At 67.8% G+C, this 26,432-nt stretch carries 22 protein-coding genes and 2 riboswitches; of the genes, 4 read left to right on the plus strand and 18 right to left on the minus strand.

What is annotated here, in order from left to right; translation table 11 throughout:
* The first annotated feature begins 631 nt into the window (after window positions 1-631).
* Window positions 632-2,725, plus strand: coding sequence for a hypothetical protein (locus AC1DYK_RS32275; protein ID WP_478170010.1), 2,094 nt, complete (start codon window positions 632-634; stop codon window positions 2,723-2,725).
* A gap of 174 nt (window positions 2,726-2,899) precedes the next feature.
* On the opposite strand, the gene cobF is transcribed toward AC1DYK_RS32275, so the two are convergent.
* The 5 genes from cobF to cbiE all read right to left on the minus strand — a co-directional run bounded on the left by cobF (window position 2,900) and on the right by cbiE (window position 6,907).
* A complete protein-coding gene (cobF, locus tag AC1DYK_RS32280; protein ID WP_478170011.1) occupies window positions 2,900-3,703 on the minus strand; it encodes a precorrin-6A synthase (deacetylating) in 804 nt (267 codons plus the stop codon).
* A 34-nt stretch (window positions 3,704-3,737) separates the two neighbouring features.
* The gene (locus AC1DYK_RS32285; RefSeq protein WP_478170012.1) at window positions 3,738-4,424 is read right to left on the minus strand and encodes an energy-coupling factor ABC transporter permease; all 687 of its coding nucleotides are present in this window, start codon (window positions 4,422-4,424) and stop codon (window positions 3,738-3,740) included.
* A gap of 79 nt (window positions 4,425-4,503) precedes the next feature.
* Entirely contained in the window at window positions 4,504-5,286 is a 783-nt protein-coding gene (gene cobM / locus AC1DYK_RS32290) for a precorrin-4 C(11)-methyltransferase (protein WP_478170013.1), read from the minus strand.
* Window positions 5,283-5,714: a cobalamin biosynthesis protein gene (locus AC1DYK_RS32295; protein ID WP_478170014.1), complete on the minus strand. Its 432-nt coding sequence runs from the start codon at window positions 5,712-5,714 to the stop codon at window positions 5,283-5,285. The genes cobM and AC1DYK_RS32295 overlap by 4 nt, the downstream gene beginning before the upstream one ends.
* Window positions 5,696-6,907 (minus strand): precorrin-6y C5,15-methyltransferase (decarboxylating) subunit CbiE, encoded by a 1,212-nt coding sequence (cbiE, locus tag AC1DYK_RS32300; RefSeq protein ID WP_478170015.1) that lies wholly within the window; start codon window positions 6,905-6,907, stop codon window positions 5,696-5,698. The genes AC1DYK_RS32295 and cbiE overlap by 19 nt, the downstream gene beginning before the upstream one ends.
* Here cbiE and AC1DYK_RS32305 point away from each other — a divergent pair.
* Window positions 6,906-7,679 carry a cobalt-precorrin-6A reductase gene (locus AC1DYK_RS32305; protein ID WP_478170016.1) on the plus strand — a complete coding sequence of 258 codons (774 nt, stop codon included), beginning with the start codon at window positions 6,906-6,908 and terminating at the stop codon, window positions 7,677-7,679. The two genes, cbiE and AC1DYK_RS32305, sit on opposite strands and share 2 nt — an antisense overlap.
* Here the strand turns inward: AC1DYK_RS32305 and cobJ are convergent.
* The 13 genes from cobJ to AC1DYK_RS32370 all read right to left on the minus strand — a co-directional run bounded on the left by cobJ (window position 7,640) and on the right by AC1DYK_RS32370 (window position 24,763).
* Window positions 7,640-8,455 (minus strand): precorrin-3B C(17)-methyltransferase, encoded by an 816-nt coding sequence (gene cobJ, locus AC1DYK_RS32310; RefSeq protein ID WP_478170017.1) that lies wholly within the window; start codon window positions 8,453-8,455, stop codon window positions 7,640-7,642. The two genes, AC1DYK_RS32305 and cobJ, sit on opposite strands and share 40 nt — an antisense overlap.
* Window positions 8,456-8,513: 58 nt before the next feature.
* On the minus strand, window positions 8,514-9,245 hold the full coding sequence (locus tag AC1DYK_RS32315; RefSeq protein ID WP_478170018.1) for a precorrin-2 C(20)-methyltransferase: 732 nt from the start codon (window positions 9,243-9,245) through the stop codon (window positions 8,514-8,516).
* Window positions 9,242-9,868, minus strand: a complete 627-nt coding sequence (locus AC1DYK_RS32320; protein WP_478170019.1) for a precorrin-8X methylmutase — start codon at window positions 9,866-9,868, stop codon at window positions 9,242-9,244. The genes AC1DYK_RS32315 and AC1DYK_RS32320 overlap by 4 nt, the downstream gene beginning before the upstream one ends.
* Window positions 9,868-11,082, minus strand: coding sequence for a hypothetical protein (locus AC1DYK_RS32325; RefSeq protein WP_478170020.1), 1,215 nt, complete (start codon window positions 11,080-11,082; stop codon window positions 9,868-9,870). The genes AC1DYK_RS32320 and AC1DYK_RS32325 overlap by 1 nt, the downstream gene beginning before the upstream one ends.
* Window positions 11,079-11,492 (minus strand): DUF1636 family protein, encoded by a 414-nt coding sequence (locus tag AC1DYK_RS32330; protein WP_478170021.1) that lies wholly within the window; start codon window positions 11,490-11,492, stop codon window positions 11,079-11,081. The genes AC1DYK_RS32325 and AC1DYK_RS32330 overlap by 4 nt, the downstream gene beginning before the upstream one ends.
* 21 nt (window positions 11,493-11,513) lie before the next feature.
* The gene (locus tag AC1DYK_RS32335) at window positions 11,514-12,068 is read right to left on the minus strand and encodes a vWA domain-containing protein (protein WP_478170022.1); all 555 of its coding nucleotides are present in this window, start codon (window positions 12,066-12,068) and stop codon (window positions 11,514-11,516) included.
* Window positions 12,069-12,193: 125 nt separating this feature from the next.
* A complete protein-coding gene (locus AC1DYK_RS32340) occupies window positions 12,194-13,288 on the minus strand; it encodes a magnesium chelatase ATPase subunit I (protein ID WP_478170023.1) in 1,095 nt (364 codons plus the stop codon).
* Window positions 13,288-17,142, minus strand: coding sequence for a cobaltochelatase subunit CobN (gene cobN / locus AC1DYK_RS32345; RefSeq protein ID WP_478170024.1), 3,855 nt, complete (start codon window positions 17,140-17,142; stop codon window positions 13,288-13,290). The genes AC1DYK_RS32340 and cobN overlap by 1 nt, the downstream gene beginning before the upstream one ends.
* A 20-nt stretch (window positions 17,143-17,162) precedes the next feature.
* The gene (gene cobW / locus AC1DYK_RS32350) at window positions 17,163-18,224 is read right to left on the minus strand and encodes a cobalamin biosynthesis protein CobW (protein WP_478170064.1); all 1,062 of its coding nucleotides are present in this window, start codon (window positions 18,222-18,224) and stop codon (window positions 17,163-17,165) included.
* Between the two features lie 72 nt (window positions 18,225-18,296).
* Complete coding sequence (locus AC1DYK_RS32355) at window positions 18,297-19,613, minus strand: cobyrinate a,c-diamide synthase (RefSeq protein ID WP_478170025.1); 1,317 nt, start codon at window positions 19,611-19,613, stop codon at window positions 18,297-18,299.
* Window positions 19,614-19,794: 181 nt separating this feature from the next.
* Window positions 19,795-20,050, minus strand: a riboswitch (cobalamin riboswitch).
* Between the two features lie 12 nt (window positions 20,051-20,062).
* Complete coding sequence (locus AC1DYK_RS32360) at window positions 20,063-21,592, minus strand: PepSY domain-containing protein (protein ID WP_478170026.1); 1,530 nt, start codon at window positions 21,590-21,592, stop codon at window positions 20,063-20,065.
* An 89-nt stretch (window positions 21,593-21,681) separates the two neighbouring features.
* On the minus strand, window positions 21,682-23,925 hold the full coding sequence (locus AC1DYK_RS32365) for a TonB-dependent receptor (protein WP_478170027.1): 2,244 nt from the start codon (window positions 23,923-23,925) through the stop codon (window positions 21,682-21,684).
* 125 nt (window positions 23,926-24,050) lie between these two features.
* Window positions 24,051-24,312, minus strand: a riboswitch (cobalamin riboswitch).
* A 217-nt stretch (window positions 24,313-24,529) separates the two neighbouring features.
* Entirely contained in the window at window positions 24,530-24,763 is a 234-nt protein-coding gene (locus tag AC1DYK_RS32370) for a hypothetical protein (protein WP_478170028.1), read from the minus strand.
* 144 nt (window positions 24,764-24,907) lie between these two features.
* Between AC1DYK_RS32370 and AC1DYK_RS32375 the strand changes: the two genes are divergently transcribed.
* Complete coding sequence (locus AC1DYK_RS32375) at window positions 24,908-25,699, plus strand: IclR family transcriptional regulator (RefSeq protein WP_478170029.1); 792 nt, start codon at window positions 24,908-24,910, stop codon at window positions 25,697-25,699.
* A 22-nt stretch (window positions 25,700-25,721) separates the two neighbouring features.
* Entirely contained in the window at window positions 25,722-26,429 is a 708-nt protein-coding gene (gene pepE / locus AC1DYK_RS32380; RefSeq protein ID WP_478170030.1) for a dipeptidase PepE, read from the plus strand.
* Window positions 26,430-26,432 lie beyond the last annotated feature (3 nt).

The raw sequence follows: 26,432 nt of genomic DNA on the forward strand, positions 1-26,432 counted from the left end.
AAACTAACCGATCGCTCCGGCCTTCGGCTGACAGGACCTGTGGTGCAGAGGCAAGGCAGTCACGGCGTTCGTCGGAACCCATCAGATGAAGCCAGAAAAGCGACATTTCAACTTAGCCAGGAATGCGACATCTGAACTTGGCCTTGACAGATCCATTGATACTCAAGGGCATTTCTCATGCCCCGGGCGACTGCAAGGCACATTTCCGCTGGCCTGTCGCCGCCGAGTTGATGCCATGGCTTGCCTAGGCAACTCCCGCGTCGCCTGATGACCTTCGTCAGCAATCCAGGCAAAGGTGAGGCGAAACGGCGGCCGCCACCGGGGCTCTGCCTTGCGCTTCCCGCGACCCAAGCTTGTGTTTCAAACGCAATAAATTGCGTCGCCAAGCACACCACTGCCTCAAAATTCGAGCGCGATGCCCGAAACGCACAAACGGAATGAAGACGAACGAGCCAAGCATGTTCACAGAACACTCGACGAGCAGCCACGCGAGATCGGCAGCCGAACGAATCGGTGATCTGCACTGGCTGTGGCTGACGCCAGGTTCCTTTCGGCTGGCCTCCCTTTATTTTCAGTAGCACCGACGAGGCCGGTTTCGAATTTTCAGCCTGACTTTTTAAAAAGAGAGCAAATGAACTCATATATTCAACAAATGGGAAGCCGGGGCCTTCCCGCATGCGCATCGCGCGTCGGCGCCTTCCTGCTTGTGCTTGCCGTGGCTGCCTGCGGTGGTGGCGGGAACAACAATTCCAACTCGCTTGCTACCGCGATGGTCGCGCCTACACCTCCCGCTGCCCCTGCCTCCAACGACATTGTTTGCAAAGACTCTGCTGGAAAAGAAGTGGCGATCAAGCCAAAGACAATCACCATTTACAACAATTCCGAGAAGGCGATTTTCCCGGTGCTGTCGACCAGCAAGAACGACGTCAACGAATGGGTGCAAGGATGCTTCCGCGTCAGCGAAAAGCTGTATCCGACAAAATCTGTCTACAAATTGTATGTGAATGAAGGCATCGGCATCCCGGCAAACTCCTCCATCGTCGTGACGCTTCCGTTGTACAGCGAGCTGGCAACCGATTCCTATATTACGTGGTGGAATGGCGGACGTGTCGTGCTGGCCGACAGCAATGAAAGGCTGCGGAACGCGCCCGATCAAAAATTGCAGAATTTCCCCGCTGGCGTCAGTTGTCAAGGGAAGAATACCGACTGTCAATTGAGTGTCTACGCCAGCGACATTCAATTTCCCGAGAATATCTATGCCCAGTTGTCCGAATATACCTTCGGTGATTCCATCATTCCGGATGGTCAGACGACAAGGCTACTCAAGCCCGATAACGTGGGATACAACATTTCCTATGTGGATCACGTTTATCTGCCAATCGCCATCGGACCGAAGAGCAATCCCTATATCGGCTACAGCGGTTCGACTCAGGTTCTGAGCAACTTTGCAACCGCCCTCGCTACGTTTTTGGGAAGCGATGCCGGCGCGGGATGGCCTGTCTATAACTTGAATAAATTGAAATTCCCCGGCGGATACAATATTTTTGCGCAGCGTGCAGGCGTCTTGCCTGCCGAAGACAACGTGCCGGTCAAGCCTTCAACGGGTAACCCGCCTGTACTCACCGTGAAGAAGTGTATCGATGGGCTTTGCAGTGACGACGAGAAGAAGAACCTTCATTTCGGCAACGCAGTTCAGCGCATTCAGAATCTGTGGGGTTCCTGTGCCTCCTGGGGCAGCGAGGATATCAGTCAATACGTGACGGAGACCTTTACTTGCCCGGATGATATGAAGACAAAATTCGGCAAGGTGAAGGATTTCTTCGAGCAGAACCACAAGAATTACTTGCAGTTGTATGCGGGCGGAAGCTGCAAGGGAAGCACGCCTGAAAAGCCCACGTTCAACTATTGGGATGCGATCACGCACATCTACGGCTGGGTTCCCTTCAACGAGGGATGCGGTGCCGATGCGAACAAGTTGGCTGATACCGTGGCCGGGGGTTTGACCCATGCAATCGTCCAGCCGATGTACATCCACGATTTGCAATACAATTATCAGACGACTGCTGTCAAGAGCGACCCCAAGCTGATGTTCAATCCCTATGTCGGCTTAATTCATGACGACCTCCAGATGAATGCCTACGCATTTTCCGTCGACGATGCGGTCGGGTTCATGAGTGAACTGGGCGACGGGTTGATCTTTACCGTGGGCGGACCCAATGGCCTTGAAAATGGAAAGCAGTTCAACTATTCGAACGGCTTCTCACTGGCAATTGGCGTGCCGCCGCCTCCGATTGTCGGCGCGAGCACGCCGTTGATTAAAAAGTACGGCGTCTGTGCGCTGAATCAGGATGCAGTTGATCCGAATTGCAGCAAGGACAAGCAGGACGTCACCATGCCGACCAATAGCCAGATCGCGGGATTCCGGGTGGGCACCGTGCCGAGCTATCCGATCAAGGTGCGTTTCACGGACATGAGCGACAACATGTATTCCATTGTCGTCAACGAGGAGTTTGCTGCATGTCCGGAGGGCATGGATTCGGCGAATTGCCCAACCAACAAGGCCTCAATCAAAAATAACATGGCTTGCAGCGTCACCAAAAAAGACGGAAGCGTACATCCCAAGTCAGGGGACTGGTGTGTCAATGCCAATCCGAATCAACAAAGGGAAAAGCAGTTGACAAAGAACTACCTGAGCTTCCCAGTGCCGGTTGATTTCATGAAGTGATCGACTTTCGCGGGCTGTTCTCTTGAGGCGCCGCCGCTGCGTATTTCGTGTCGGAACGACTGTCCGCGGCGCAGGACGGCTCGCCCAGGCAGTCACCATCACGTGCGCGAGGTCGATCGGATCAAGACGGTGCAAGCCGTCGTCGACCCGATGACGCGCGCCAGCACCGCGCGTTCAATCCGTCGAACCGGCAGGACCTGGGAGATCTACCGCGCTCCGTCGAAGAAGGTAGCTGTCCATGATCCAGCCGTGCTCCTCGCGGGCTGCTGAGCGAAGCGCAGAGATGCGTGGTCCGGTGCTTGCCAGAGGGCCGGCAAGAAGCAACTGGCACGGCATTCCGAGATAGGCTGCCCAATAGATCTCAATGCCTTCCGGGGGTAGAACCTGAAAAGCGCTGGCACCGTCGAGCAGGACCACGACCGTGTCCAGGCCTGCCGGCCAGCCGCCGGCCCTCAACTGACGTCCAGTGGTGATCAGCACCGAGGCCCCCAGGGTGTTGAGCGGGATGGCGTGTGCGGCGGTCAGCAACTGAACGCTGGTCAGGCCGGGAATCACCTCGACCCGCAGCGCCATGCCAGCCGTTTGCAACCGTTCGGCAATGCGCATGCTGGAGTCGTAGAGGGAGGGGTCTCCCCAGACCAGCAGTGCCACGCGACCGCCATGAGGCAGGCATGTGGCGATCTGCCCCGCCCACACGGCAGCAATGGCCGCGTGCCACTCGTGCACGCCGTCGAGATAGCTGGGCGCGGCGATGTCGCGCACGGGCAGGTCGAACTCGACCAGTCGGGCCTGACCGCTCAGATGCGTCGCGCAGACCTTGCGGCGCAACTCGGCGAGTTCGGCCTTGTCGGCACCCTTGCGCGGAATCAGGATGAGGTCGGCGCGGTTCAGCGCACCGATGGCCTGGAGCGTGAGATGCTCGGGATTGCCGGTGCCGATGCCAATCAGCATGAGCTCGATCGTGGAAACGGCATCCATCAGCAGGCCTGCGCGGCAATCGGCCAGATCGTGGTCAGGCTGCGTGGTGCAGACGCCGCGTCAGCAGCACCGACCCGCCCTGCCCTGCCCGCCCGCGCAGCCCCTTGGCTGCTGCCAGCACGGCCAGGTCGACCAGCGGCTCCAGCAGCACGACCGTCATGTAGGCGGCGCCGAAGCTGCCCACGGCTTGCAGCGTCTCTGCCCCGATGCCGCGGCCGTAGATCGTCCAGAAAGCCACCCAGGCGACGATCCCTCCCTGGAACACCACCGACATCTTGAGCACATGCACGTAGCCCAGCTCGACGTAGGGAAGCTTGGCCGGCAGCACCCGCTTGGCCACCGCCTGCATGGCGAACAGCGCGGCCAGCAAGGTGGTGACGTTCATGCCGTACTGCGGCAGGTCTTTCGGCTCGAAGAAGAGGCTCTGCAGCGCCAGCCCCGCGGCCAGGCCGATGGCGGTGGGCGCTGCGCCCAGAATCAGGAACAGCGACGAGCCCAGGATCAGGTGAACCTCGGACACCCCGACCGGCGCGTGCGGGAACACCTCGAAGAAGACGAAGACCAGCATGGCGGCGAGCACGCTGCGCAGCAGCAGCGAGCCCGCACCCTCCTCGCGAATGTGGTTCAGGGACAGCTTCACTGCATAGAGCGCGCAGGCGCTCGCCGTGGCATAGGACAGCAGGATCTTGCTGCCGTCGACGATTCCGGGTTCCATGTGCATGGCGGGGCTCCTTAGGGTGAGTGCAGTCCGCTCAGCGGAGCTGCGAGGGGGTTGATGGGAGGGAACGAGAAATGTGATGTCAGGCGGTTGGCGAATTGCCCGGTTCGGCGCGCGTCGGCCGGAACCTCCGGTCGTAGTCGCCAGCATAGAGGCGGCTTTCGGCGAAGCCTTCCGCGGCCAGTGCAGGGCCGACGAGTATCAGCGCGGTGCGTTCCACGCCCTCGCCCATCGTCGCCTCGATGGTGGCCAAGGTCGCGCGGAAGATCTGCTCGTCCGGCCAACTTGCGCGATAGACCACGGCCACCGGACACGCGGCGCCGTAGAACGGCAGCAGCTCTGCAACGACCTCGTCCAGCTTGTGGATGGACAGGTGCAAGGCGAGCGTGGCTCCGGTGGCGGCGAAGCCAGCCAAGGTCTCGCACGAGGGCATGGGCGACGCGCGGCCGGATGTGCGCGTCAGCACAACCGACTGCGCCAGGCCCGGCAGCGTGAGTTCGGCACCCAGCGCGGCCGCCGCGGCGGCGAACGAGGGCACGCCGGGCGTGACTGTGTAGGGGATGCCGACGGCCCGCAGACGGCGCAATTGCTCGCCCATCGCCGACCACACGGACAGATCGCCCGAATGCAGCCGCGCCACGTCCTGCCCTGCCGCATGGGCGGCGACGAATTCGGCGACGATGGCATCGAGATCGAGTGGCGCGGTGTTGACGATGCGCGCGCCGGGTGGACAGTGCGCCAGGATTTCTTCGGGCACCAGCGAGCCGGCATAGAGGCAGACAGGGCAGCGGCCGATCAGGTCGCGCCCGCGCAGGGTCAACAGGTCTGGCGCACCGGGACCGGCGCCGATGAAGTGGATGGTCATGGTCGAAACTCCGGTTGTTGTGTGCACGCGGCGATCGCGCAGGTGGCGAGGCGGTCGGTCGACACCACGCGTGGATGAAGCAACGCTGCGCCCGGACCGCCATGCATCAGGGCTGCCGCCAGGGCCGCGGCCTCCGCGGTGCTGCCGCTGCCGCGCAGCACACGCACCGTGGCGTGGTCGGTCAGGGTGACGGTGGCGTTCATCCGCGCAGCCTCCACGGCGCACACCGGCACACCCAGCTCCTCGGCCAGCGCACGCAGGCACGGTGCGTCGGCCTTGTCTTGCGCAGTGGCGAGCAAGGCAATCGACTGCGTCGGCACCGTGGGTTGCAAGGCCGCGGCCGCGTGCGCCAAGGCGTCGCGCAGCGATGCCAGCGTCGCGCCGCTTCTGAAACCGAAGCCCGCCACCATCATCGCGTCGCACTCCATTGCACGATCGGGTAGGAAGCGCGCCAGGCGCGCCGCGTCCCCAATGGCGCGGCCTCCGCCAGCTCGATGCGTGTCAGGCTGCCGCCGGCGCGCGCGTGCCAGTCGCTCAGCAGCGCTTCGGATTCCAGTGTCACTGCATGGGCCACCACGCGGCAGCCTTGCGGAAGCAAGCGCCACAGCTGCGCCAGCATCGCGTCGCTGAGGCCGCCGCCGATGAAGACCGCATCCGGCGGCGGCAGGCCGGCCAAGGCTTCGGGGGCGCTGCCTGTCACCAATGCGAGCCGATCGACGCCCAGCCGGTCGGCGTTGGCACGCAGCCGCATCGCGCGTTCGGGGTCGCCCTCGATGGCCACGGCCTCGCACCTCGGATGCGCCAGCAGCCATTCGATGCCGATCGACCCGGAGCCCGCACCGATGTCCCACAGCCGCTCGCCGGGCCGCGGTGCCAGGGCGCACAGCGCCAGGGCACGCACCTTCTGCTTCGTGAGCTGGCCGTCGTGTGCAAATGCGTCGTCCGGCAGGCCCGTGCTGCACGGCATGGCCATGCCCGTTCCGGCCACCTGCAAGGCCACGGCCACCGGATGCCGCACATCGGCCAGGTCGAAGGCGGACGCAGCGACGTCGCGCCGCCGCTCGTGCGGGCCGCCCAGTGCTTCGAGCACGCTCATCGCGCTGGCGCCGAAATCGTTGTCGACGAGGTAGCGCGCGAGCGCCGCTACTGCGGCACCGTCACGCAGCAGCAGCAGTAGCCGCTCGCCCGTGTGCAGGTGCGGTCGCAGACGCGCCAGCGGCGCCGCGTGCAGACCCAGGCAGGTCAAGTGCTCCAGCGGCCAACCCAGGCGCGCAGCCGCCAGGCCGAATGTCGATGCAGCGGGCAAGGCATACCATTCGTGCGCGCCGAGATGGCGCGTCACCGAGCTGCCCGCACCGAACCAGAACGGGTCGCCGGAGGCCAGCATCGCCACGCGGCGACCGCGCTGTGCCAGTAGGATCGGGATGCCATCGGCGAACGGCACCGGCCATTCGAGCCGCTCGGCGCGCAGACCGGGCAACAACGCCAGATGCCGGGCGCTGCCGGCCACCAGTTCGGCCGCATCGAGTGCTGCGCGGCTGGCGGAAGGCAGGCCCTTCCACCCGTCTTCGCCGAGCCCGATGATCGTCAACCATGGGGTAACTTCAGTGAATTCAGCCATGCGCAATGTCCTGGTCCTGGGCGGCACGCTCGAAGCGAGCGCGCTGGCGCGGGCGCTCGCCGAAAGGGGCGAACGCGCCGTGCTGTCCTATGCCGGCCGGGTGGCCCAGCCCAAGGCGCAGCCCATCGCCGTGCGCGTGGGTGGCTTCGGCGGCGTGAACGGCCTGGTGCGCCATCTGCGCGAAGAGCAGGTGACGCACGTCGTGGACGCCACCCATCCCTTCGCCGCGCGCATGAGCGCGAACGCGGTCGCGGCTTGCGCGGAGTGCGGCCTGCCCTTGCTGGCCTTGACTCGCCCCGGCTGGCAGGCAGGCCCCGGCGACCGCTGGCAGCCCGTGCCCGACCTGCCCGCGGCCGTCGCCGCGCTGAGCGGGCCGCCGCGGCGCGTGATGCTGGCCTTGGGCCGCATGCACCTGTCCGCTTTCGCGGCACAGCCGCAGCATCACTACATCCTGCGGCTGGTCGACCTGCCCGAGCTGCGGCCGCCCTTGCCGCAACACACGGTCATCGTCTCGCGCGGGCCCTTCGACCTGAAGGGCGACGTCGCCCTGCTGCGCGCGCAGCGCGTGGACGTCCTGGTCTGCAAGAACGCCGGCGGCACCGGTGCAGAGGCCAAGCTGCACGCGGCCCGCGAGCTCGAACTGCCGATCGTGATGGTGGCGCGGCCACCGCTGCCCGCGCGACAGGAAGTGACACGCGTGGCCGAGGTGCTGCAGTGGCTGGAGGCAGCGCATCATGCGGCCACCTCGCGCGGCGCCGAGCGCGGCGTGTAGACCCAGGGTCGGCCCTCGCGGGCAATGACCCGCGTCAGGCTGGAGCCGACGATGACGACGGTGCGCATGTCGGCCATTTCTGGTTGTGCATCTTGCAGCGCGACCACGCGGATGGTCTCGTCGGGCGTGGACACGGCACGGGCGAAGATCACCGGACGCGCCGGGCTTCCCGCCGCGCCGCAGGCCTCGCGCAGGACGGCCAGCGTTCGGGCGAAGCCGCTCGGGCGGGACACGGAACGCGGGTTGTAGAAGGCGATCGCGAAATCGGCCTGCACCGCCAGCCGCAGACGGCGTTCCACCAAGGCCCAGGGCTTCAGGTTGTCCGACAGGTTGATGGCGCAGAAGTCGTGGCCCAGCGGCGCTCCGGCGCGCGCGGCGGCAGCCAGCATCGCGGTGATCCCGGGCAACACGCGCACGTCCAGCAGGCGCCATGCAGCATCGCCCGCCTCCGCCGCCTCGAACACCGCGGAGGCCATCGCGAACACACCCGGGTCGCCCGACGACACCACCACCACGCGCCGGCCTTCGGCGGCCAGGCGCAGCGCGTGGGCGGCGCGTTCCAGCTCGACGCGGTTGTCGCTCGCGTGCAGCCTGAGTCCGGCGCGCGGCGCCACCCGGGCCACGTAGGGGATGTAGCCGACCACGTCGGTCGCATCGGCCAGGGCCGCGCTCACCTCGGGTGTCACGCAGCCATCGGCGCCCGGGCCGAGCCCGGCGATGACCAGCCAGCCCGCTGCATGCGTCGGCACCGTGGCCGCGTTCGTCGCCAGGCTCATCAGGCGACCTCCGTGCTGCGCACTGCGGTGCGAGCGCCTTCGGGCGGCCGGGCGGCGCTCATGGCCGCCGTCCCTGCCCATGCACCAGCACGATCGAAAAGTAGGGCGCGACGCGGCCTTCGGCCTCCGCAAGCCGCATCACCTTCTGACCCGGCATGGTGGCGAACTCGACCAGCCAGGCGTCTTGCAGTCGACCCGCCGTCGTCAATGCACGGCGCACCTTGTCGATGTGGCGACCGATCTTCATCACGACCAGCGCCTCGCTGTCGGCCATGTGGCGCGCCAGCCGCGCTTCGGGCAGCGTGCCCATCAGCACGGTCAACACGTCGTCGCCCCAGGTGATGGGCTGGCCGGTGGCCGTCCATGCACCCGACATGCCGGTGATCGCCGGCACCACCTGCACCGGGTGGGTCTCGATCAGCCGGGTGTAGAGGTGCATGAACGAGCCATAGAAGAACGGATCGCCCTCGCACAGAACAACCACGTCGTGGCCGGCGTCCGACAGCGCCCGCAGCTGCGCCGCGCACTCGGCATAGAAGGCGGACAGCAGTTGGTTGTAGGCCGGATCGTCCACCGGGATCTCGGTGGTGACGGGGTATTCCATCGCGTGTTCCGTCACCGCTTCGGGCAGCAGATCGTCCACGATGCGGCGCGCCTGCCCGGGCCGGCCGGCCTTGCGGAAGTAGGCGACATGGGTCGCGCGCTGCAACAGGCGGTGCGCGCGCACGGTCATCAGGTCCGGATCCCCGGGGCCCAGGCCCAGTCCGTACAGGGTGCCGCGCGGGTTCATTCCAGACGACTCCCCAGCGCGTTGATCGCCGCCACCGTGATGGCGCTGCCGCCCAGGCGCCCGGCCACGATGCAGCAGGGCACAGGCTGTTCGGCCCACAGCGCGTCTTTCGATTCCGCCGCGCCGACGAAGCCGACCGGACAACCGATGATCGCCGCGGGCCGCGGGCAGGCCGGATCCTGCAGCATGTTCAGCAGATGGAACAAGGCCGTCGGTGCATTGCCGATGGCCACCACGGCGCCCTGCAGCCGAGGTCGCCACAGTTCCAGCGCGGCGGCAGAGCGGGTGGTCGACATGGCCGCAGCCAGACCGGGCACCTCCGGGTCGTGCAAGGTGCACACCACCGCGTTGCCGCCCGGCATGCGCGAGCGGGTCACGCCCTCGCTGACCATGCGTGCATCGCACAGGATGGGTGCACCGGCCGCCAGCGCCGCCCGTGCCGCGCGCGTGAAGCCGGGCTGGAAGCGCAGCTGCGCTTCCAGCCCGATCAGGCCGGCCGCGTGGATCATGCGCACCGCGACGGGCTCGTCGTCGGCATCGAAGCGCGAGAGATCGGCCTCGGCCCGGATCATGGCGAAAGAGCGACGGTAGATTTCCGCGCCATCGGTTTCAAAGACGTGCATCAGGGCATTCCGATGAGTGAGCACAAGGCTTCAGGGGACAGTCGGGTCTGCACGGGCGCGTCCCAGGCGCAGCCGCTGCGCACGAGATCGAAGGCGCCGTTGCGGCCCACCAAGGTGGCATCGGCCGGGCGCGCACGTGCGCAACCCTTGGCGCAGCCGGACACGTGCAGGCTGCGGGGTGCACCGGTGCCCGCCGCATCCAGCCCCGAAGCGAGTGCGCGGGCGACCGCATGGGTGGCCACCGTCGCCGAGGCACACGCGGGCGCGCCGGGGCAGGCATCGACGCGCAGCAAGGGATCGCCGGCCACGGTGATGAAGGCCCTGGCATCGCACCACCGGCCCCCTTCCAGGACCAGGGCGCGATGCGGCGTCAGGCGCAGCCCCACGGCGCCGCTGTCGCGCAGCAGCGTGGCGAGGGCCGCAGCCTCGATCTGTCCGAAAGGCACGCCGTAGACCGGTCCAAGCGAGGACATGCCGGGTGCGGGCAGCGAGGCCGAGGCGGCCGCGGGTTCGAGCGGCTGCGGGCCGTCGGCCCAACTGAAGATCTGTTGATGGCGACGCATCCGCCGCGATGCCGGTTCGACCCCCTTGGCCGTCGCCGCAAACCAGTCGGCCATCGCAAGTGCCGCATCCACCGCCCCGGCGCGGGACACGCGATGTCCGGCCGCGGCGCCGTCGGCGCGAACCAGCAGGCCACCCGAGCGGGCCCGCTCGATGCGCACGTCGGCTGGGGCCGCAGCCAGGACCGGCGCCGGCCCCGCATCCACTGCGAACCCGAACTTGGGCGGCAGCGCGGGCAGTTCGTTCAGGCGCGACAACAATTCCGTGGCGATGCCTTCGGTGTCATCGCCCGCTTGCCAGCAAGGCGCCACGAGAACCGGCGGCCAGGTTTCTCGCGTGGCGTCCGCATCTGCCAGGCCCAGGGCGCAGAGTGCATCGACCACCGCGCCGTGGTCGTCCGGCTTCACGCCACGCAACTGCAGGTTGGCGCGATGGGTCAGGTCGATGAGCCCGGAGCCCTGGCGCCGGGCCAGCTCGCACAGCCCCAGGGCCTGCTCGCTCGTCAAGCGCGCCAGCTGCGGCCGGACGCGCACCAGCAAGCCATCGCCGGAAACCATGGCGCGATGCGCGCCGGGGCACCAGCCCTTGGCGGCAGGGCGCAGTCCGGTCGACACGGCGTGCGAGTCCGCTTCGGAAGGATCGAGCAGTGTCATGCGACCACAGCCGGCAGGAACGGCGGCAGCTTGGCGAGAATGCCGCTGCGCAGGCGCTCGGGGCGCTGGCTGCGCGGCAGCGCGCCGTCGACGCTGCGCGCGTGCAGGCCGGCACACGCCAGGACCTGGGCCGCCGTTTCGGGATCGGCAAGCAGATCGCCGAAGAAGTAGGTGGGCTTGCCGGCCGCTTGCAACGCCACCGTGCAGGCCCTCGAGCAACCGCTCATGCAGGCGATGCCGCGCACCTGCACGCCGGAACGGCGGTCTTCGCACTGCAGCATCCGCACGTTGTCCAGCAGGATCTGGCCGGCCGCCGGCACATCGCGCGACGCATCCGCAGGTCGGCAGGTGGTGCAGACGATGACTTCGGTGACGGGTGCGGTGGGCGCTGGGTGAGCTGCGTGGGACATGGTTCTGCTTTTTTCGTGGGGTCACTCGGGTCGGCTGGCGAGGCGATGTTCCGCGCCCCAGCGCTGCGCCCAGGCGGCGCAGCGGCCGATGGCGCGCGCGGGTTCGTCGAAATCGACGATGACGACATGCCGCGGGGCCTCGGGTGCCGCCGGTTGCTCCAGCGTCCGGCCATCGGTCAGCAGCCAGAGCCAGGATTCCGCCGGGCCGTCGCGACGCTCGGCGCGGCGCAGCACCTTGTCGGCCTGTGCCAGGGCATGCGCCAGCGGCGTGCCCCCGCCACCGCCCAGCGCGCGAACCTTTTCCCTGCAAGACGCGCGCGCCCGCCCGGGCGGCAGCCGCAGCTCGACGCCCTGACCGCCGAAGCTCAGCATGGCCACGCTGTCGCCGGCGCGCGCTGCCTGCTCGATCAGCCAGGTGGCGTGCCCCTTGGCCAGCGCCAGTCGCCCGCGCTGGCGCATCGAGCCGGAGGTGTCGAGCACGATCAGGTGCAGGCGCGCCGGTTGCACAGAGCGCTGGCTGTAGCGCAGATGCCCGCCTTGCAAAGGCTGCGGGCCCTTGGCCAGCAGGGTGGGCAACCATGCGATGGCAGCCCGCGAAGGCCCGGCATCCGGATGTGCAGGCGGCGCCAGCAATGGCGGCCGACCTGGATTCAGCCACCGCAGACCTCCGCGCCCGGCGCGCATGAGGCGGCTGCGGTGGCTCACGCTTTTTTTGCGGGCCACCCTCCTTCGGGCAGCACGCGGGCAGTGGCTTCGGGAATCGGCGGCAGCGCGCCCCAGTCGCCCATGGGGGAACTGTTGGCGGATGGTGCGGAACTACCGGCGGACATCGGCGCCGCCTGCCGCATGTCGGCTTTCGGCTCTGGCGCCGGGCTGCTCCTGCCCTCCTCCCGTCGATGGGCCAATGCCAGTTCCGCCACCGCATCGACATCGTCCGTCGTGACTTCGGTGCGACCCTCGAAAGCAGCGAGCGCACGCGCCGCTCTCAGCATCACCAGGTCGGCCCGCATGCCGTCCACGCCAGCCGCGAGCGCGCATTCCGCAGCACGCTGCAGCACGGCATCCGACCACGCCAGGCGCGCCAGCCCGGCGCTGGCGGCAACGACCGCCGCAGCCAGGCGGGCCTGTTCACCGGCATGTGCTTCGGCCACCCCGAGCGGGTCTTCGTCGAAGCGCAAACGCGCGCGCACGATCGCCATCCGCTGCCCGGTTTCGCTCGGGTTGGCCAGCGCCACCGACAGGCCGAAACGATCCAGCAACTGGGGGCGCAGTTCGCCTTCCTCGGGATTCATGGTTCCGACCAGCACGAAGCGCGCGGCGTGCTGCTGTGAAATGCCGTCGCGCTCGACGGTGTTCACGCCGCTGGCGGCGACATCGAGCAACGCGTCGACCAGCGCGTCGGGCAGCAGGTTGACTTCATCGACGTACAGCACGCCATGGTGGGCACGCGTCAAGAGGCCCGGTGCCAGGCGCAGCCGCCCATCGCGGAGCACGTCCTCGACGTTCAGCGTTCCCACCAACTGCTCGACGGTGGCGGACAGCGGCAAGGTGACGAAGGGCGCAGCCGATGAAGCGGGCGTAGGCGGAAGCAACGCGGCCAAGGCCCGCGCCGCGGTCGACTTCGCGGTGCCGCGCGGTCCGCTGATGAGCACGCCGCCGATACCGGGATCGATGGCCGCGAGCAACAGCGCGCGTTGCAGCATGGGTTGACCGATCAGCGCACTGAAGGGGAAGGTCGTTCGACTGGCGGCCTCGAGCCTCGGGCCGGCGATCGCTTCGGTGGAATGGGGTGTCATCAGAGCGGCCCTTCGCCGTGTTCCTCGAGCCGGCGCTCCAGCGCCAGAAGGTGGTGTTCGATGCGTTCGCGGTGGTCGCCGGCCTCTTGCCACAAGCCGCGCCGCATGGCGTCCAGCAGGCGTTCGCCAATGCTGCGCAAGGCCAGCGGGTTGTGCCGCTGCAGGAACTCGCGCGTCTTGTCGTCGTGCAGGTAGGCATCGGCCACCAGCGCGTACTGGTGGTCGCCGACCACGCCCGTGGTGGCGCTGTACGCGAACAGGTTGTCCACGGTCGTGGCGATCTCCGCCGCGCCCTTGTAGCCGTGCCGCCGCACGCCGTCCAGCCACTTCGGGTTGACAGCCCGCGCGCGCACCACACGCGCGACCTCTTCGCGCAAGCTGCGGATACGCGGCGACCCCGGCACGCTGAAATCGCCGTGGTAGAGCGCAGCCGGTGCGCCCGCAAGATGCGCCACGGCGGCCGCCATCCCGCCCTGGAACTGCGCGTGATCGGCAGCGTCGAGCACGTCGTGCTCGCGGTTGTCCTGGTTGTGCAGCACCGCATCGAGTTGCCCCAGACGTTGCTCGAACGAGGCGCGCGCGGCAACACCGTGTTCGCCCTGCCCATAGGCGAAGGCACCGGCCTGCAGATAGGCCTGGGCGATGTCGGCGCCGTGTTGCCATCGACCGCTGTCCAACACCTCCTGCACGCCCACGCCGTAGCCGCCGGGGCGCGGGCCGAACACGCGCCACGTGGCCTGGCGCTGCGCCTGGTCGACGGGTTGGCCGGCCGCCAGGGCCTCGGCGGCTTCGCGCCGAACGCGGGCACGGATCGGGTTCACCTCGTCGGATTCATCGTCTTCGCTGATCGCGGCCACGGCGCGCACGGCAGTGTCGAAGAGGTCGATCACGTTGGGAAAGGCATCGCGGAAGAATCCCGACACGCGCAGGGTCACGTCCACACGCGGCCGATGGCGGATGGCCATCGGCAGCACTTCGATGTCGATCACGCGCGCGCTGCCGTCGGCCCACTTCGGCCGCACGCCCAGCAGCGCGAACGCCTGCGCCACGTCTTCGCCGCCGGTGCGCATGGTGCTGGTGCCCCAGACGGACAAGCCCACCTCGCCAGGCATCGCGCCGTGGTCTTGCAGGTGCCGCTCGACCAGTCTTTCCGCCGCGGCCGCACCCATGGCGTAGGCCGTGGGCGTGGGCACGGCACGGGTGTCGACGCTGTAGAAATTGCGTCCCGTGGGCAGCACATCGGGCCGACCGCGCGACGGCGCGCCGCTCGGGCCAGGGGGCACGAAGCGTCCGGCCAGGCCGCGCAGCAATTGCGTCATCTCCTGAGGGCCGCAGGCATCGAGGCGGGGGGCCAGCACCTCCTTCAGGCGCTGCAGCACCGGTGCCGCATGCGGCCAGGCATGGACATCGAAGGCATCATGCGCAGCGCCCGCCCGGGTGTCGCCGGACACCGCCTGCTCCGCCACCAGGCGCGCGGCCAGCCGTTCCAGCCGCTCGCGCGTGTGGCCGGCGTGGCGCCATGCCTCGGCACTGAGCGCTTGCAACACCTTCGGACGCGGACCTTGCCACGGCGCGGCCCAGTCCGGCCCCAACGCGCTGAAGCCGTCCGCGCCCTCCACGCCAAGGTCTTGCGCCAGTGCGACCAGCAGGCTCTTCTGACTGGCGGCCGTGCCGCCCGGAAAACGCGTCAGCGCCAGCAGCGTGTCGATGCGCTGGCGGCCTTGCGGCGAACGCCCCAGAACATGCAAGCCGTCGCGAATCTGGGATTCCTTGATCTCGCAAAGATAGGCGTCCAGCCCCTTCAACAGGCTCTCCCGGGCGCTCTCGTCGGTCGGCCGCGCGAAACCCAGTTCTTCGTGCAAGCCTTCGCGCACGGTGCGCCCGAGGATGTCCTCGCGCAGCAGCCGCGCGCGTCGCGGGTCGAGCGACAGGGCTTCGTAGTACTCGTCCATCTGCCGCTCCAGTTGCTGCAGCGGGCCATAGGTCTCGGCGCGCGTCATCGCCGGCATCAGGTGGTCGATGATCACGGCCTGGGTACGCCGCTTGGCCTGGCTCCCTTCGCCCGGGTCGTTGACGATGAAGGGATAGAGATGCGGCAGCGGGCCCAGGATGGCGTCGGGCCAGCACGCCTCGCTCAGTGCCACGCTCTTGCCCGGCAGCCACTCGAGATTGCCGTGCGTGCCCACATGCACCATCGCGTCGACCGCGAAGGCGCGGCGCAGCCAGAAGTAGAAGGCCAGGTAGTGGTGGGGCGGCACCAGGTCCGCGTCGTGGTAGGTGGCCGCCAGGTCCACGGCACGCCCGCGCGCTGGCTGGATGCCGACGAAGACGTGACCGAAGCGCAGGCCGGCAATCGTGAAGCGCCCGCTGCGCAGCGTCGGCTCTTGCTCGGGCGCGCCCCACAGGGCGTTGACCGCCGCCTTGCTGTCGGCGGGCAATTGATTGAAATCTTCCAGGTAGTCGGCCAGGGAGAGGCTCTGGGCGGCGGGCCGGGCGTCATTGGCGTCGCGGTTGTTGGTGATGCCGCGCAACAGGGCTGCGATCAGGGCGTCGCCGCTGGCGGGCAGATCGCCGGTCAGGTACCCCGCGGCCCGCAGTTCCTGCAACACGGCCACGGTCGACGCCGGCGTGTCCAGGCCGACGCCATTGGCGATGCGCGAATCGTCGATCGGGTAGTTGGCCAGGATCAGCGCGATCCGCTTGTCGGCGTTGGGCTTGTCGCGCAGCACGCACCAGCGGCGTGCCAGTTCGGCCACGAAGGCCATTCGGCCAGGCTCGGCCTGGTAGCGAAGCACGTCGAGTTCGGTGTGCTCGCAGCGCCGGGCCATGCCCTTGAAACTGATGGCGCGCGTGAGGATGCGCCCATCCACCTCGGGCAGTACCACCTGCATGGCCAGATCGCGCGGCGCGAGGCCGTGCGGGTCGGCCAGCCATTGCTCCTGCGTGCCGCCGGCGGTGATGAGCTGCAGCACGGGGGCGTCCCCGGCCAGCGTGGCGAGCGACATGTCGCCGTCGCCTGCGCTCCCATCGTCGCGGCCGTCGATCGACGCCACCGCGAAGCTGGTTGCGTTCAGCACGATCGCCACGCGGTGTTCCGCGACCAGGGCCTGCACCGCGGCGTGGCAGTCGGGGTTCTTGAGCGAATCCACGGCGAGTGCCAGCGCGTTGAGGTCGGCGGCCGACAGCGCTTCCAGCATGGCGTCGAACACCGCCGTGTTGCCCGCCTGCAGATGGGCGCGGTAGAACAGCAGCAGCGCCACCGGCGCGCCTGCCCTCCACGTGGTGCGGCCGGCGGCCTCCGGCGGCCGATAGCGCACGGCCGAAGGCAGGGGCACCGGCTGCGCCGGCCGGCTGCCCAGCCCGAACGCCGCATGCCCGATCAGCGAGAAGAAGGCCATCGCATTGTCGAGCCCTCCTTCGCGCAGGCAGCGCCAAAGATGGCGGCAATCGTCGTGCGGCGCGCTGCTGCGCATGAGCAGCTGCATGTCTTCGAAGGCGTCGCCCGAGAATATCGCCAGCCATTGACCGCGTTCGGCTGCCGAGGACATGGCGCGCTCCACCAGGTAGGCCCAGTCGCTCGGGGTACCCAGATGGTCGATCACCACCACGCGGGCATGGCGCAGCACGTCGTCGACATACATGTCCACGGAAGCCGGCTGTCGAAGCCACATCAGGTTGGCCAGGCGCACGCTGGGATAGTCGGCGCCCATCTGCCCGGCTGCGTCGGCGAGCAGCGACAGGGTGGTGTCGGCGGCGCTGAGCACGACCACCGAGGCGGGCGTCTGCGCCACGCGCACGACGCCTTGGCCGCCGTCTTCGACGTGGCCGCCAGGGCGGGTGGACAGCAGATGCATGAAGGGCTTTCGGTGACGCGTCAGGCCACCGCGGCCACGCCCAGCGTCGCGTCCAGTTCGGCTTGCAAGGCCGCCACATCGAGGCCTGCCCCGATCAGCACCAGGCGCGTCTGCCGAGCCTCGTCGGCGCGCCAGGGCCGGTCGAAGTAGCTGTCGAAGCGCGTGCCGACGCCTTGCACCACCAGCCGCATCGCTGCGCCGGGCAGTGCAACGAAGCCTTTGGCCCGATAGATCTCGTGGCGCTCGACCAGACTCTGCAAGGCGGCCAGCAAGCGGCCGCGGTCAGGGACCTGCAGGGTCACCGAGACCGAGTCGAAGGCGTCGTGGTCGTGGTCTTCCTCCTCGTCGTGGTGAGTCCTGCGCTGGTCGATCGCATCCTCCACCGCACGCTCCATGCCCAGCAGCACACCCAGGTCGATGCGTCCATGCTGCGCATGCACCAGCTTCGCGCCTGTCGCGGTCTCGGCGCGGATGACAGCCTCCACGCCGGCCAGCGTCGCCGTGTCGAGCCCATCCGTCTTGTGCACGACCACCAGGTCGGCCGTCGCCAGCTGGTCTTCGAACAACTCCGACAAGGGCGAATCGTGGTCGAGGTTCTCGTCGGCGCGACGCTGGGCGTCCACCGCCAGCGGGTCGTCCGCGAAGCGGCCGGCGGCGACGGCCGGTGCATCCACCACCGTGATCACCGCGTCCACCGTGAAGGCATTGCGCAGCGCCGGCCACTGGAAGGCCTGCACCAGGGGCTTGGGCAAGGCCAGGCCCGAGGTCTCGATGACCAGGTGATCGATCTGATCGCGCCGCGCGGCCAGTTGCTCCATCACCGGCGCAAACTCTTCCTGCACGGTGCAGCACAGGCAGCCGTTGGCCAGCTCGAACAACTGGCCGTCCGACGCCCCGGTCTCGTCGCAGCCGATGCCGCAGCCGCGCAGCAACTCGCCGTCGATGCCCAATTCGCCGAACTCGTTGACGATGACCGCGATGCGCCGGCCCTGGGCGTTCTGCAACAGGTGGCGCAGCAGGGTGGTCTTGCCGCTGCCGAGGAAGCCGGTGACGATGGTGGCGGGGATCTTGCGGCTTTGCATGGGCGTGGGAGTCGAGTTTTGCATGGGCTGTGGTGGTTCGGTGGGGTCGCCTGCGGCGTTGCCAGCTCGCGATCAGGGCTTGAACAACGCGGCGATGGCCGCCGGGTTGCTCGGAAAGTACAGATGCATGAAGGACGCGAAAAGGCGTTTCTGGCGGAAGACCGCTTCGGCCTGGCCGTGGTGGCGCCGGGCCCGCGTGTGCAGTGCAGCCGGCGCGCGCGTGTCGATGCGGGCGTGATGAAAAGTGTGGCCGCGGACCTCGCCTTCGGGCAGCGCCAGACTGTGCATGCCGAGGTTGACGAGCCGGTCGGACATCGCGCCCTGCCCGGGCAGCAAACCCAGCATGGGCGCCTTGTGGCCAGCAGCGTCGCTCAGCGACTCCAGCAGCACCAGCATGCCGCCGCACTCCGCGACCATCGGGCGACCCGCGGCATGGTGCGCAGCGATGGATTCGCGCGTCGCTGCATTGCCGGCCAGCGCCTGCAAGTGCAGTTCCGGGTAGCCGCCCGGAAGGTACAGCGCGTGCGCCCCTTGCGGCACCGGTTCGTTGGCCAGCGGAGAAAAGAAGCTGAGTTGCGCGCCCAGGGTGCGCAGGAGGTCGAGATTGGCGGAGTAGACGAACGAAAAGGCGGCGTCTTGCGCGATGGCGATGGTGACGCCGGCGAGCGAGACGGGCAGACCTGAATCCGAAGCCGAGCGCAGCGGCGCGTGGAATTCCACCGCCGGCGGCATCGGCAGCGCCCCGTGCTCGGCAAGCGCAAGCGCGGCGGCTGCGATGCGCTCGGCGATGTCGTCCACCTCGCCGGCCTGCACGAGGCCGAGGTGACGCGATGGCAACGCGTAGTGCCCGCCGCGCGGCAGCGCGCCGTACCAGGCCATGCCGGCCGGCAGGCTCTCGCGCACCATCTGCGCATGGCCCGCGCTGCCCACGCGATTGGCCAGCACGCCCGCCAGCTGCAGGCCGGGGCGATAGGTCGCCAGCCCGTGGGCGACTGCGCCAAAGGTCTGCGCCATCGACGATGCATCGATCACGGCCAGTACCGGCAGTCCGAAATGCAGCGCCAGATCGGCACTCGACGGCGTTCCATCGTGCAGCCCCATCGCGCCTTCGACCAGGATCAGGTCGGCCTGCGCAGCCGCACTGTGCAAGAGCTCGGCACAGTGCGCTTCCCCCCCCATCCACAAGTCGAGCTGCTGCACCGGCGCGCCGCTGGCACGTTCGAGGACCATGGGGTCGAGAAAATCCGGCCCGGTCTTGAACACGCGCACGCGCCGGCCCTTGCTGCGATGCCAATGCGCCAAAGCGGCAGTCACGGTGGTCTTGCCTTGGCCCGAAGCCGGGGCCGTGGCCAGCAGCGCGGGACAGCTGAAGGCTGCGGGTGCAATCATCCCTCGACCCACATCAGCCTGCCGGCCACTCGCAGCGCATGAACGCGCATGAACGCCACCGCACAGCGGCGTGAGCCAGGGCCATGTCGCCTGAACGGGATACGTGTCATAGGGAAAATACCGCGCCAGCCATGCTCACCTGCTTCCCCGCAGGTACGCACCACAAGGCGCGCCGTTCTCACAGCGCGCCGCCTCGTTGGCCGGTATCCGGGCTGGCGAAGACGACCCGTGTTCCCTTCCCAGGCGGCACCGATTGCGCGGATTGCACCTAGTGGGTTATAGACACGAGCGGCGAGCACGAGGGCTCACGTTCGCTTACCGTTGCGGGGGCAGCTCAGGTTAGGGCGCGCGATGGCTTGCCGCACCACCCCTCCTGATTCCCGTTGAACTGCTTCGACCGGAAAGACGAAGCGAGCACCAACGGGCTGATCATAGCGGAACACCTCCGCTCATGGGGTGCGCCGCCCGGTTGTCTTGCGCGCCGCCGCCTTGGGCACCAGAGCGCGCCAGCCGATGACGCACGATGTGATGCACAAGGCGATGCCCAGGGCGGACAGGATCAGCACCACCGTCTCGCGCAACCAAGGTCGTTCGCGCAGCGGCTCGAAGTCGAGGCTGTGCAATCCCTGGTACATGAACCGCTGCCATCGTCCCGAGCGGTCGACCCGCAACAGCACCCTGCCCGAGGCGGGATCGGCATAAAGGTCCGTGCCGTCGGACCAATGCGCGCGCCAGACCGGCAAGGGCCGGCCCTCCGAGGCTTCGGCCGAGCGTGGATTCTTCGCATAGTAGACATCGTCGTAGCGATCCATCCGCACCACGCTCGACGCAGGTGTGTCTGCACCACGCAGATGCCGCAGGACGCCCGACATCAGCGCATCAGGCAGCGCCGGATCCAGTGCCGGATCCAATGTCGATGCGGCGCTCGCATCGTCCGCGCGCACCCACCACCGCCGGTCCGTGCCCTGGATTCGATACCAGACCTGCGCGTCGACTCGAATCCGCTCCAGTTCCAATGGCTGCGCACCGGCCTCGCCGGCCGAGACCGCAGCCAGGGCAAGCGGCGGCGCCAGGACCGCGTCCCGGCTGGGGCCGAGCCAGCGCTCGCGCTCGGAAGCCGATAGCCCGCGTGACGAGAACACGCCATAGGGATTCATCGACATCAGGCCCGAGAAGATCCAGGTGAGCGTGAACACCGCGGCGACCAGGCCCGCGATGTGATGCCAACGCATCCAGAACTTGCGATAGGGAATCCAGCGCGTTCGGTTCAGGAACAGCTGCGAGATGCCCAGCGCCAGTCCGGTCGCGGCCAGCACCACGCCAGGGATCGACAGCCAGACGACCACCTGGTTCCACGCTTGCGGAAACTGCCGGAGCACGGTCGGATAGATCCAGTGCGGGACCGCACCGATCCAGTTCCAGAACCGCTCGCTGCGGCGGGTGTCGCGCACCACTTCGGCGGCGGTACTCGACACGTACAGTTCGAGACCGTCGTCTCCTTCCAGGCTGACCTTGAAGAGCGGACGGTATGGATCGAAGCCTTGCGGAACCGTCCATTGGTCGCGCTCCAGCGCTTCGGCCGAAAGCGCGCGTCGGCCGCTGAAGGACTCGGCCACCTTCATGGCCTGCACGGCGCCGAGCGGCGCCTTCGCGGTGCCGGTGCGGGCATCGAGGGCTTGCCACTGCGCGGCCTTCGCCTGCCCGGCATCGACCAGGAGCCGCCAGACCGGCTCTCCCGGTTCGGCCATGCCCAGGCGTGCCTCGGTGAAGCTCACGCCGGCCCGCCTGGCAGCCTCTTCGGCGGTCAGGCAGCAACCGGCGCCGAGCGCCAGAGGCTGCAACCCCGCGCGCCGCTCGGCCTGCGAGAGATTCGGGAATGGCACGTAGTACAGCACGATCCCGGTGACGAACCACATCAGGAACAGCAAGGCCAGCGAGATGCCGAGCCACTTGTGGATGAAGACCAGTGCGCGCTTCATGCCCGCGCCACCGGCGTTGTCGGATGCGGATCAGGCGAAGCCATGGCGCCGTGGCCTGAATGCAGCGACAGCTCCCCCGCGCGCGCTCATCAGAAGGCCGCCCGGTAGCTGACTTCGAAGCTGCGCGGCGCCCCGATCATGACCTGATTGTTCGAATTGGCGCCGCTCCAAAAGGCGTAGAGCTCGTCGGTCAGGTTGCGCACGCGAAAGGTGATTTCGCCCTTCTGCAGGCTCCAGGTCGCATAGGCGGTCGCAGTCGTGAACCCGTTCATGCGGACCGTGTTGGCGTTGTTGGCGTAGGCGTAGCCGGTTCGGTTGACGCCGCCACCGATGCGCAGCGGCCATCCCGGCACCTTGTAGTCGGCCCAGAGGTTGGCAACCGCGCCCGGCACGTTCGGCGGGGTGTTGCCCGCGCGCGAGACGTTGCCGGCCTCGATGAGGCTGTCGAATTGCGCATCGACCCATGCGAGATTGCCGCTCAGTGTCAGCTCGCGTGTCGCCTTCCAGGCCGCGGCGAGTTCCAGGCCCTGCGCGGACTGCTTGCCGCTGTTGACCGTGAGCGTCGGGTTGCTGAAATCGCGCGACAGCACATTGTCGAGTTCGATCCTGTAGGCCGCCAGCGTGTAGTCGAGGCGGCCCTCCAGCGCCGACTGCTTGAGGCCGAGCTCCAGCTGCTTGCCCGTCGAGAGGCTGAAGGCGGCGTTGGTCGCCGAGAGCAGCAGGAGGTTGCCCGTACCGACCGGCGCACTTGCGTTCGAGTACTGGGCATAGACCGAGGTGTCGGGGTCAATTGCGAAAACCACGCCCAGACGCGCCGATGTGGGCTTGTACCTCTGCGTGAACGATGCCCGGGCCCCGGTGTTGAGGTCCATGTTCTGGCGCTCCAGCTTCACGTAGTCCTGCCGCAGGCCGCCCACGAGGGTCCATCGGTCGCTGACCGACAGGGCATCTTCCATGAAGATCGAACCCGTGGGAATCCGTGCGTCGAAGATCGTGCGATTGCCGGCACCCGCGAACAGGGCGGGGTTCGCGGCAAAGACGCCGTAGCGTCCCGGGATGGTGGCGAACTCGCTCACTGAGAGCGCATTGTTGGCTGCGGTCGATCCGTTGGAGAAGTCGCGGTTGGAAGAAAAGTCGGTCTTCGTGTATTCAAGCCCCCCCACGAACCGGTTCTTCATTCCCCCGATCGGCGACGTGTTCGTGAGATCGAGCCGATCCGTCAGGATCTGGTGGTCGTGGGTGATGCCGACCAGGTCGCGCACGATGCGGCGCGGGGTGGCGAAGGCATAGGACTCCGCATTGCGCCACGTCCTGTCCGCCGTGTAGTAGGAAAGCTGGTTGCGCAGCTTCCATTCCGGCGCGATCTGCCAGCTGAGCTTGGCGCGCGTCCAGAGGCTGTCCGCACTCATCTCGGCATCGTCGAAGTTGTAGTTGCGAAACGCGATGCCGCGATCGACCACTCGCCCGCCGGCGTCGCTGACGATGTCCGTCGGCTGGAGCGCATAGGCGCGCGGCACCAGCGGCGTGCCCTGATAGGACAGCGCACTGTCCCTGGCGTAGTCCATCGACAGATCGAGCGTGAGCTCACGCGTCAATGCCGTGCTGAAGCCCATGGTGAGGTTGTCGTAGCGCTGCTTGTTGCGGTCGATGTACCCATCGGTCTGCTGATGGCTGTAGTCCAGTCGGAAAGCGCTGGCCTCGCCCACGTTGGCGCCCAGGCCGACGCCGGCCCTGGCCGTGCCGAAGCTTCCATAGGAAAGCATGGCCTCGGCCCCAGGGTTGTTGCGGTCGGGTCGCTTGGTCACGAAGTTGATGGCCGCGCCGATGGCGCCTTCACCGTAGAGCACCGAAGAGGGGCCCTTCAGGACTTCGATGCGCTCATAGTTCCAGGTGTCCTGGGTCCGGCTCACCATCGTCGGCACCGCAATGCGATCGCCGTCGAACAGATAGGTGATGAAGCCGCCGGTGAAGCCGCGCGTCGAGATCACCGATGGCGATCCGGGCGCTCCACCGGCAGTGATGCCCACGCCGCCGCGCAAGGCCTCCTCGAAAGTCCGTGCGCCACGCCGTTCCATGGTTTCCTGGCTGATCACCTCGACCGAAGCCGGCGTTTCCATGACGCTCAGGCCCAGCCTGCCGGCAACTTCGGTTGTTGCCTGAAGCGCCGGCGCCTGATCCTGCAGGGTGGCCGTCACCTCGACGGGTCGCAAGCTCACTTGCGCCAGCGCCGAGGTGCTGGCGAGCAGAGCGACAAGGCCCGGGATCGTGATGTGTTGGGTCGTGAAAGGACCTGAAACCCGGGTCCAGGCCCCGAGCTCGGCAGGCTTGCGCATATGCTGTTCCTCTAGCCCGCATTCCCGCTGGGCTGTTCAAAGAGACACACGCTGCAATTGCACGAGCCGATGCCAACCCGGCACGCAGGTGCCGAGCAGCCCGGACAAACGCACTCCCGCAGCGTCCGAAGGCGATTGCGAAGGCCGGTATCCGGGCTCGCGGGTTGCTGTCATGCGCTTGCGCACAACAACAGAAGCCTCGCCTTCCCACGCTCGACTCGAGCGCAGTGGCTGCGAACACCCGCAGGTGCTCACTCGAAACTTCTCTATCCGCTTACCGTTGCGGGGGCAGCGCAGGCATTGCGCGTCATCGACGCGCGCACCTGCTTCCCGTTTAACCTCCCAAACCATTTCCGGCATGGGGGGCACCTTCGAACCGTGGCGGAGATCGCTCCAGCAAGGAGCGATCTACCGTCGGGGCGGATTATAGGAAGCGCCGACGGGGCGCCGTCTCGATGCCGGCAATCAGCGCTCGCGCGGATCGGAATGACTTGAAGCCGTGCATCCGGTACAGATACTTCCACTGGCCAGCGACCCTGATGCAGGTTTCATCCATGCGTCCAACCTCGTCTTGGCGCCACAGAACCCAAACCGACATCGCTCCTCACGCTTCGGGATGCCTTTCGAAGAAGAAGCGGTCGGGCAGGATGGCCGGAGCGATGTAGTCGATGTCCTTGGCCGACACGCCGCAGGCGAGGAAGCCGTCGCGCCAATGCTGGACGACATTGACGAGTCGATCGATTTGCCCGCGCGCCTCTTCCGCCGACAAACCGAAACGCCCCGCCTGCGACAGGAGGTTGTAGATGCTGGCCGTGCGACCGTAGTCGCCGACGGTCAAGGCCAGGTCGCGCCTCTCCAGACTGACCACAGGTGCGGGCACGAGGTCGTAGGCCGGAGAGCGTGGCCGCCCCCTCGCGTCGAACGTGCATCCCTGATACGATTACGAAAAAGCCGAACTTGAGTTCCATTTTATCGAACAACCATGAGTATTCTCGGTAACGTCCAGCGCGTGCTTCTGCTTTTCGCGGAAGGCACCGACGACCTCAGCTTCACCGAGGCCGCCGCCCGCCTGGACCTGCCCAAGAGTTCTGCCTCGCACCTGCTCAACCAGATGACGCGCTACGGCCTGCTCGACCAGCACGCCAACAGCCGGCGCTATCGCCCGGGTGCACTGCTCGGCCGCGCGGCCCGCACGGCCTATGCCGCGACGCCGCTGGACGACGCCTGCCGCGAAACGCTGCTGCAGATCTCGTCCGAGAGCGGCCTGACCGCTTATCTCTCCGCGCTCAACGGCGCGGAGACGGTGGTGCTTCAACGCCTGAACGGCGACACGCCGGTGCAGGTGCTGTCTTCGCCCGGCTCGCGCCGCGCGGCGCCCGGAACCGCCATGGGCCGCGCCCTGCTCTCCCGATTGACGCCGGCCGAGATCGGCGCGCTCTATGGCACCGACACCGCAATGCCACTGCCGGCCACCGGGCAGTCGGGCCTGGCCGACGTCGGCGCGCTGATGCAGTGCCTGACACAGGTCCGGCATGTGCGGCACGCCATGGTCGTGGACAGCGCGATGCCCGGCATCGGCGCCATCGCTGCGGCGGTGCGCAATCCGCGCGACGGCGAACTGCGCGGCCTGTGCCTGTCGTTCGCGGCGGGGCGGCAGGCGGACACCGCGCAGACGCAGGCGTGGCGGCGTCTGGTACTCGATGCGGTCGGCACGTTGGGTCGCCGTATCGGCGACCCGGTCTGGCTGCCCGCAGGCGATGCCGACGCCCCGTGATCCCACAACCTTGCAACGTTCCATGAATCTCCTGCTTCTCAGCAACTCCACCAGCGACGCGGGCTATCTCACGCACGCCCTGCCCTGGATCCGCGATTGGGCCGCGGCCCAGGCCCCCACGACCGAAGCGCTGCTGGTCCCCTTCGCGGGGGTGACGCGCGGCTGGGACGACTACGAAGCCCTGGTCGCCACCGCCCTCGCGCCGCTCGGGCTGACGGTGCGCTCGGTGCACCGCGAGGCCGACGGCGTGGCGGCGGTGCGAGCGGCACGCCTGATCCTGGTCGGTGGCGGCAACACCTTCGCGCTGCTCGGCCACCTGCGCACGCGCGGCCTGCTCGCTCCGCTCGCCGAGCGCGTGCGCAGCGGCGAGGCGTCCTACCTGGGCTGGAGCGCGGGCTCCAACGTCGCCTGCCCGACCATCCGAACCACCAACGACATGCCGGTGACCGACCCGGGCGGCCTGGACGCGCTCGGCCTGGTGCCGTTCCAGATCAACGCGCACTACACCGACGCTCACCCACCGGGCCACCGCGGCGAGACACGCCGGCAGCGTGTGGGCGAGTTCACCACGCTCCACCCCACGACGGCGGTGCTGGGCCTGCCCGAAGGCTGCGGACTGCGTGTGCAGGGCCGCGACGCCACGCTGCTGGGCGAGGTGTCCAGCAGCCTTTTCCTGGGTGCCGAGGCGCCTCGCCTGATGCCCGCCGGCCCGTTCATCCTTCCCCGATAGCCC

Source organism: Variovorax sp. P2_H12 (assembly GCF_056403395.1).

Excerpts from the sequence above, each read along its gene's own strand:
- pepE (WP_478170030.1), top strand. The coding sequence starts at position 25,722 with ATGAATCTCCTGCTTCTCAGCAACTCCACCAGCGACGCGGGCTATCTC.
- AC1DYK_RS32325 (WP_478170020.1), bottom strand. The coding sequence starts at position 11,082 with ATGACACTGCTCGATCCTTCCGAAGCGGACTCGCACGCCGTGTCGACC.
- AC1DYK_RS32360 (WP_478170026.1), bottom strand. The coding sequence starts at position 21,592 with ATGAAGCGCGCACTGGTCTTCATCCACAAGTGGCTCGGCATCTCGCTG.
- AC1DYK_RS32355 (WP_478170025.1), bottom strand. The coding sequence starts at position 19,613 with ATGATTGCACCCGCAGCCTTCAGCTGTCCCGCGCTGCTGGCCACGGCC.
- AC1DYK_RS32285 (WP_478170012.1), bottom strand. The coding sequence starts at position 4,424 with ATGCACATGGAACCCGGAATCGTCGACGGCAGCAAGATCCTGCTGTCC.
- AC1DYK_RS32275 (WP_478170010.1), top strand. The coding sequence starts at position 632 with ATGAACTCATATATTCAACAAATGGGAAGCCGGGGCCTTCCCGCATGC.
- AC1DYK_RS32330 (WP_478170021.1), bottom strand. The coding sequence starts at position 11,492 with ATGTCCCACGCAGCTCACCCAGCGCCCACCGCACCCGTCACCGAAGTC.
- AC1DYK_RS32320 (WP_478170019.1), bottom strand. The coding sequence starts at position 9,868 with ATGCACGTCTTTGAAACCGATGGCGCGGAAATCTACCGTCGCTCTTTC.
- AC1DYK_RS32295 (WP_478170014.1), bottom strand. The coding sequence starts at position 5,714 with ATGGAGTGCGACGCGATGATGGTGGCGGGCTTCGGTTTCAGAAGCGGC.
- AC1DYK_RS32365 (WP_478170027.1), bottom strand. The coding sequence starts at position 23,925 with ATGCGCAAGCCTGCCGAGCTCGGGGCCTGGACCCGGGTTTCAGGTCCT.
- cobJ (WP_478170017.1), bottom strand. The coding sequence starts at position 8,455 with ATGAGCCTGGCGACGAACGCGGCCACGGTGCCGACGCATGCAGCGGGC.
- AC1DYK_RS32340 (WP_478170023.1), bottom strand. The coding sequence starts at position 13,288 with ATGACACCCCATTCCACCGAAGCGATCGCCGGCCCGAGGCTCGAGGCC.
- cbiE (WP_478170015.1), bottom strand. The coding sequence starts at position 6,907 with ATGGCTGAATTCACTGAAGTTACCCCATGGTTGACGATCATCGGGCTC.
- cobF (WP_478170011.1), bottom strand. The coding sequence starts at position 3,703 with ATGGATGCCGTTTCCACGATCGAGCTCATGCTGATTGGCATCGGCACC.
- cobM (WP_478170013.1), bottom strand. The coding sequence starts at position 5,286 with ATGACCATCCACTTCATCGGCGCCGGTCCCGGTGCGCCAGACCTGTTG.
- cobW (WP_478170064.1), bottom strand. The coding sequence starts at position 18,224 with ATGCAAAGCCGCAAGATCCCCGCCACCATCGTCACCGGCTTCCTCGGC.
- AC1DYK_RS32315 (WP_478170018.1), bottom strand. The coding sequence starts at position 9,245 with ATGAACCCGCGCGGCACCCTGTACGGACTGGGCCTGGGCCCCGGGGAT.
- AC1DYK_RS32305 (WP_478170016.1), top strand. The coding sequence starts at position 6,906 with ATGCGCAATGTCCTGGTCCTGGGCGGCACGCTCGAAGCGAGCGCGCTG.
- AC1DYK_RS32375 (WP_478170029.1), top strand. The coding sequence starts at position 24,908 with ATGAGTATTCTCGGTAACGTCCAGCGCGTGCTTCTGCTTTTCGCGGAA.
- cobN (WP_478170024.1), bottom strand. The coding sequence starts at position 17,142 with ATGCATCTGCTGTCCACCCGCCCTGGCGGCCACGTCGAAGACGGCGGC.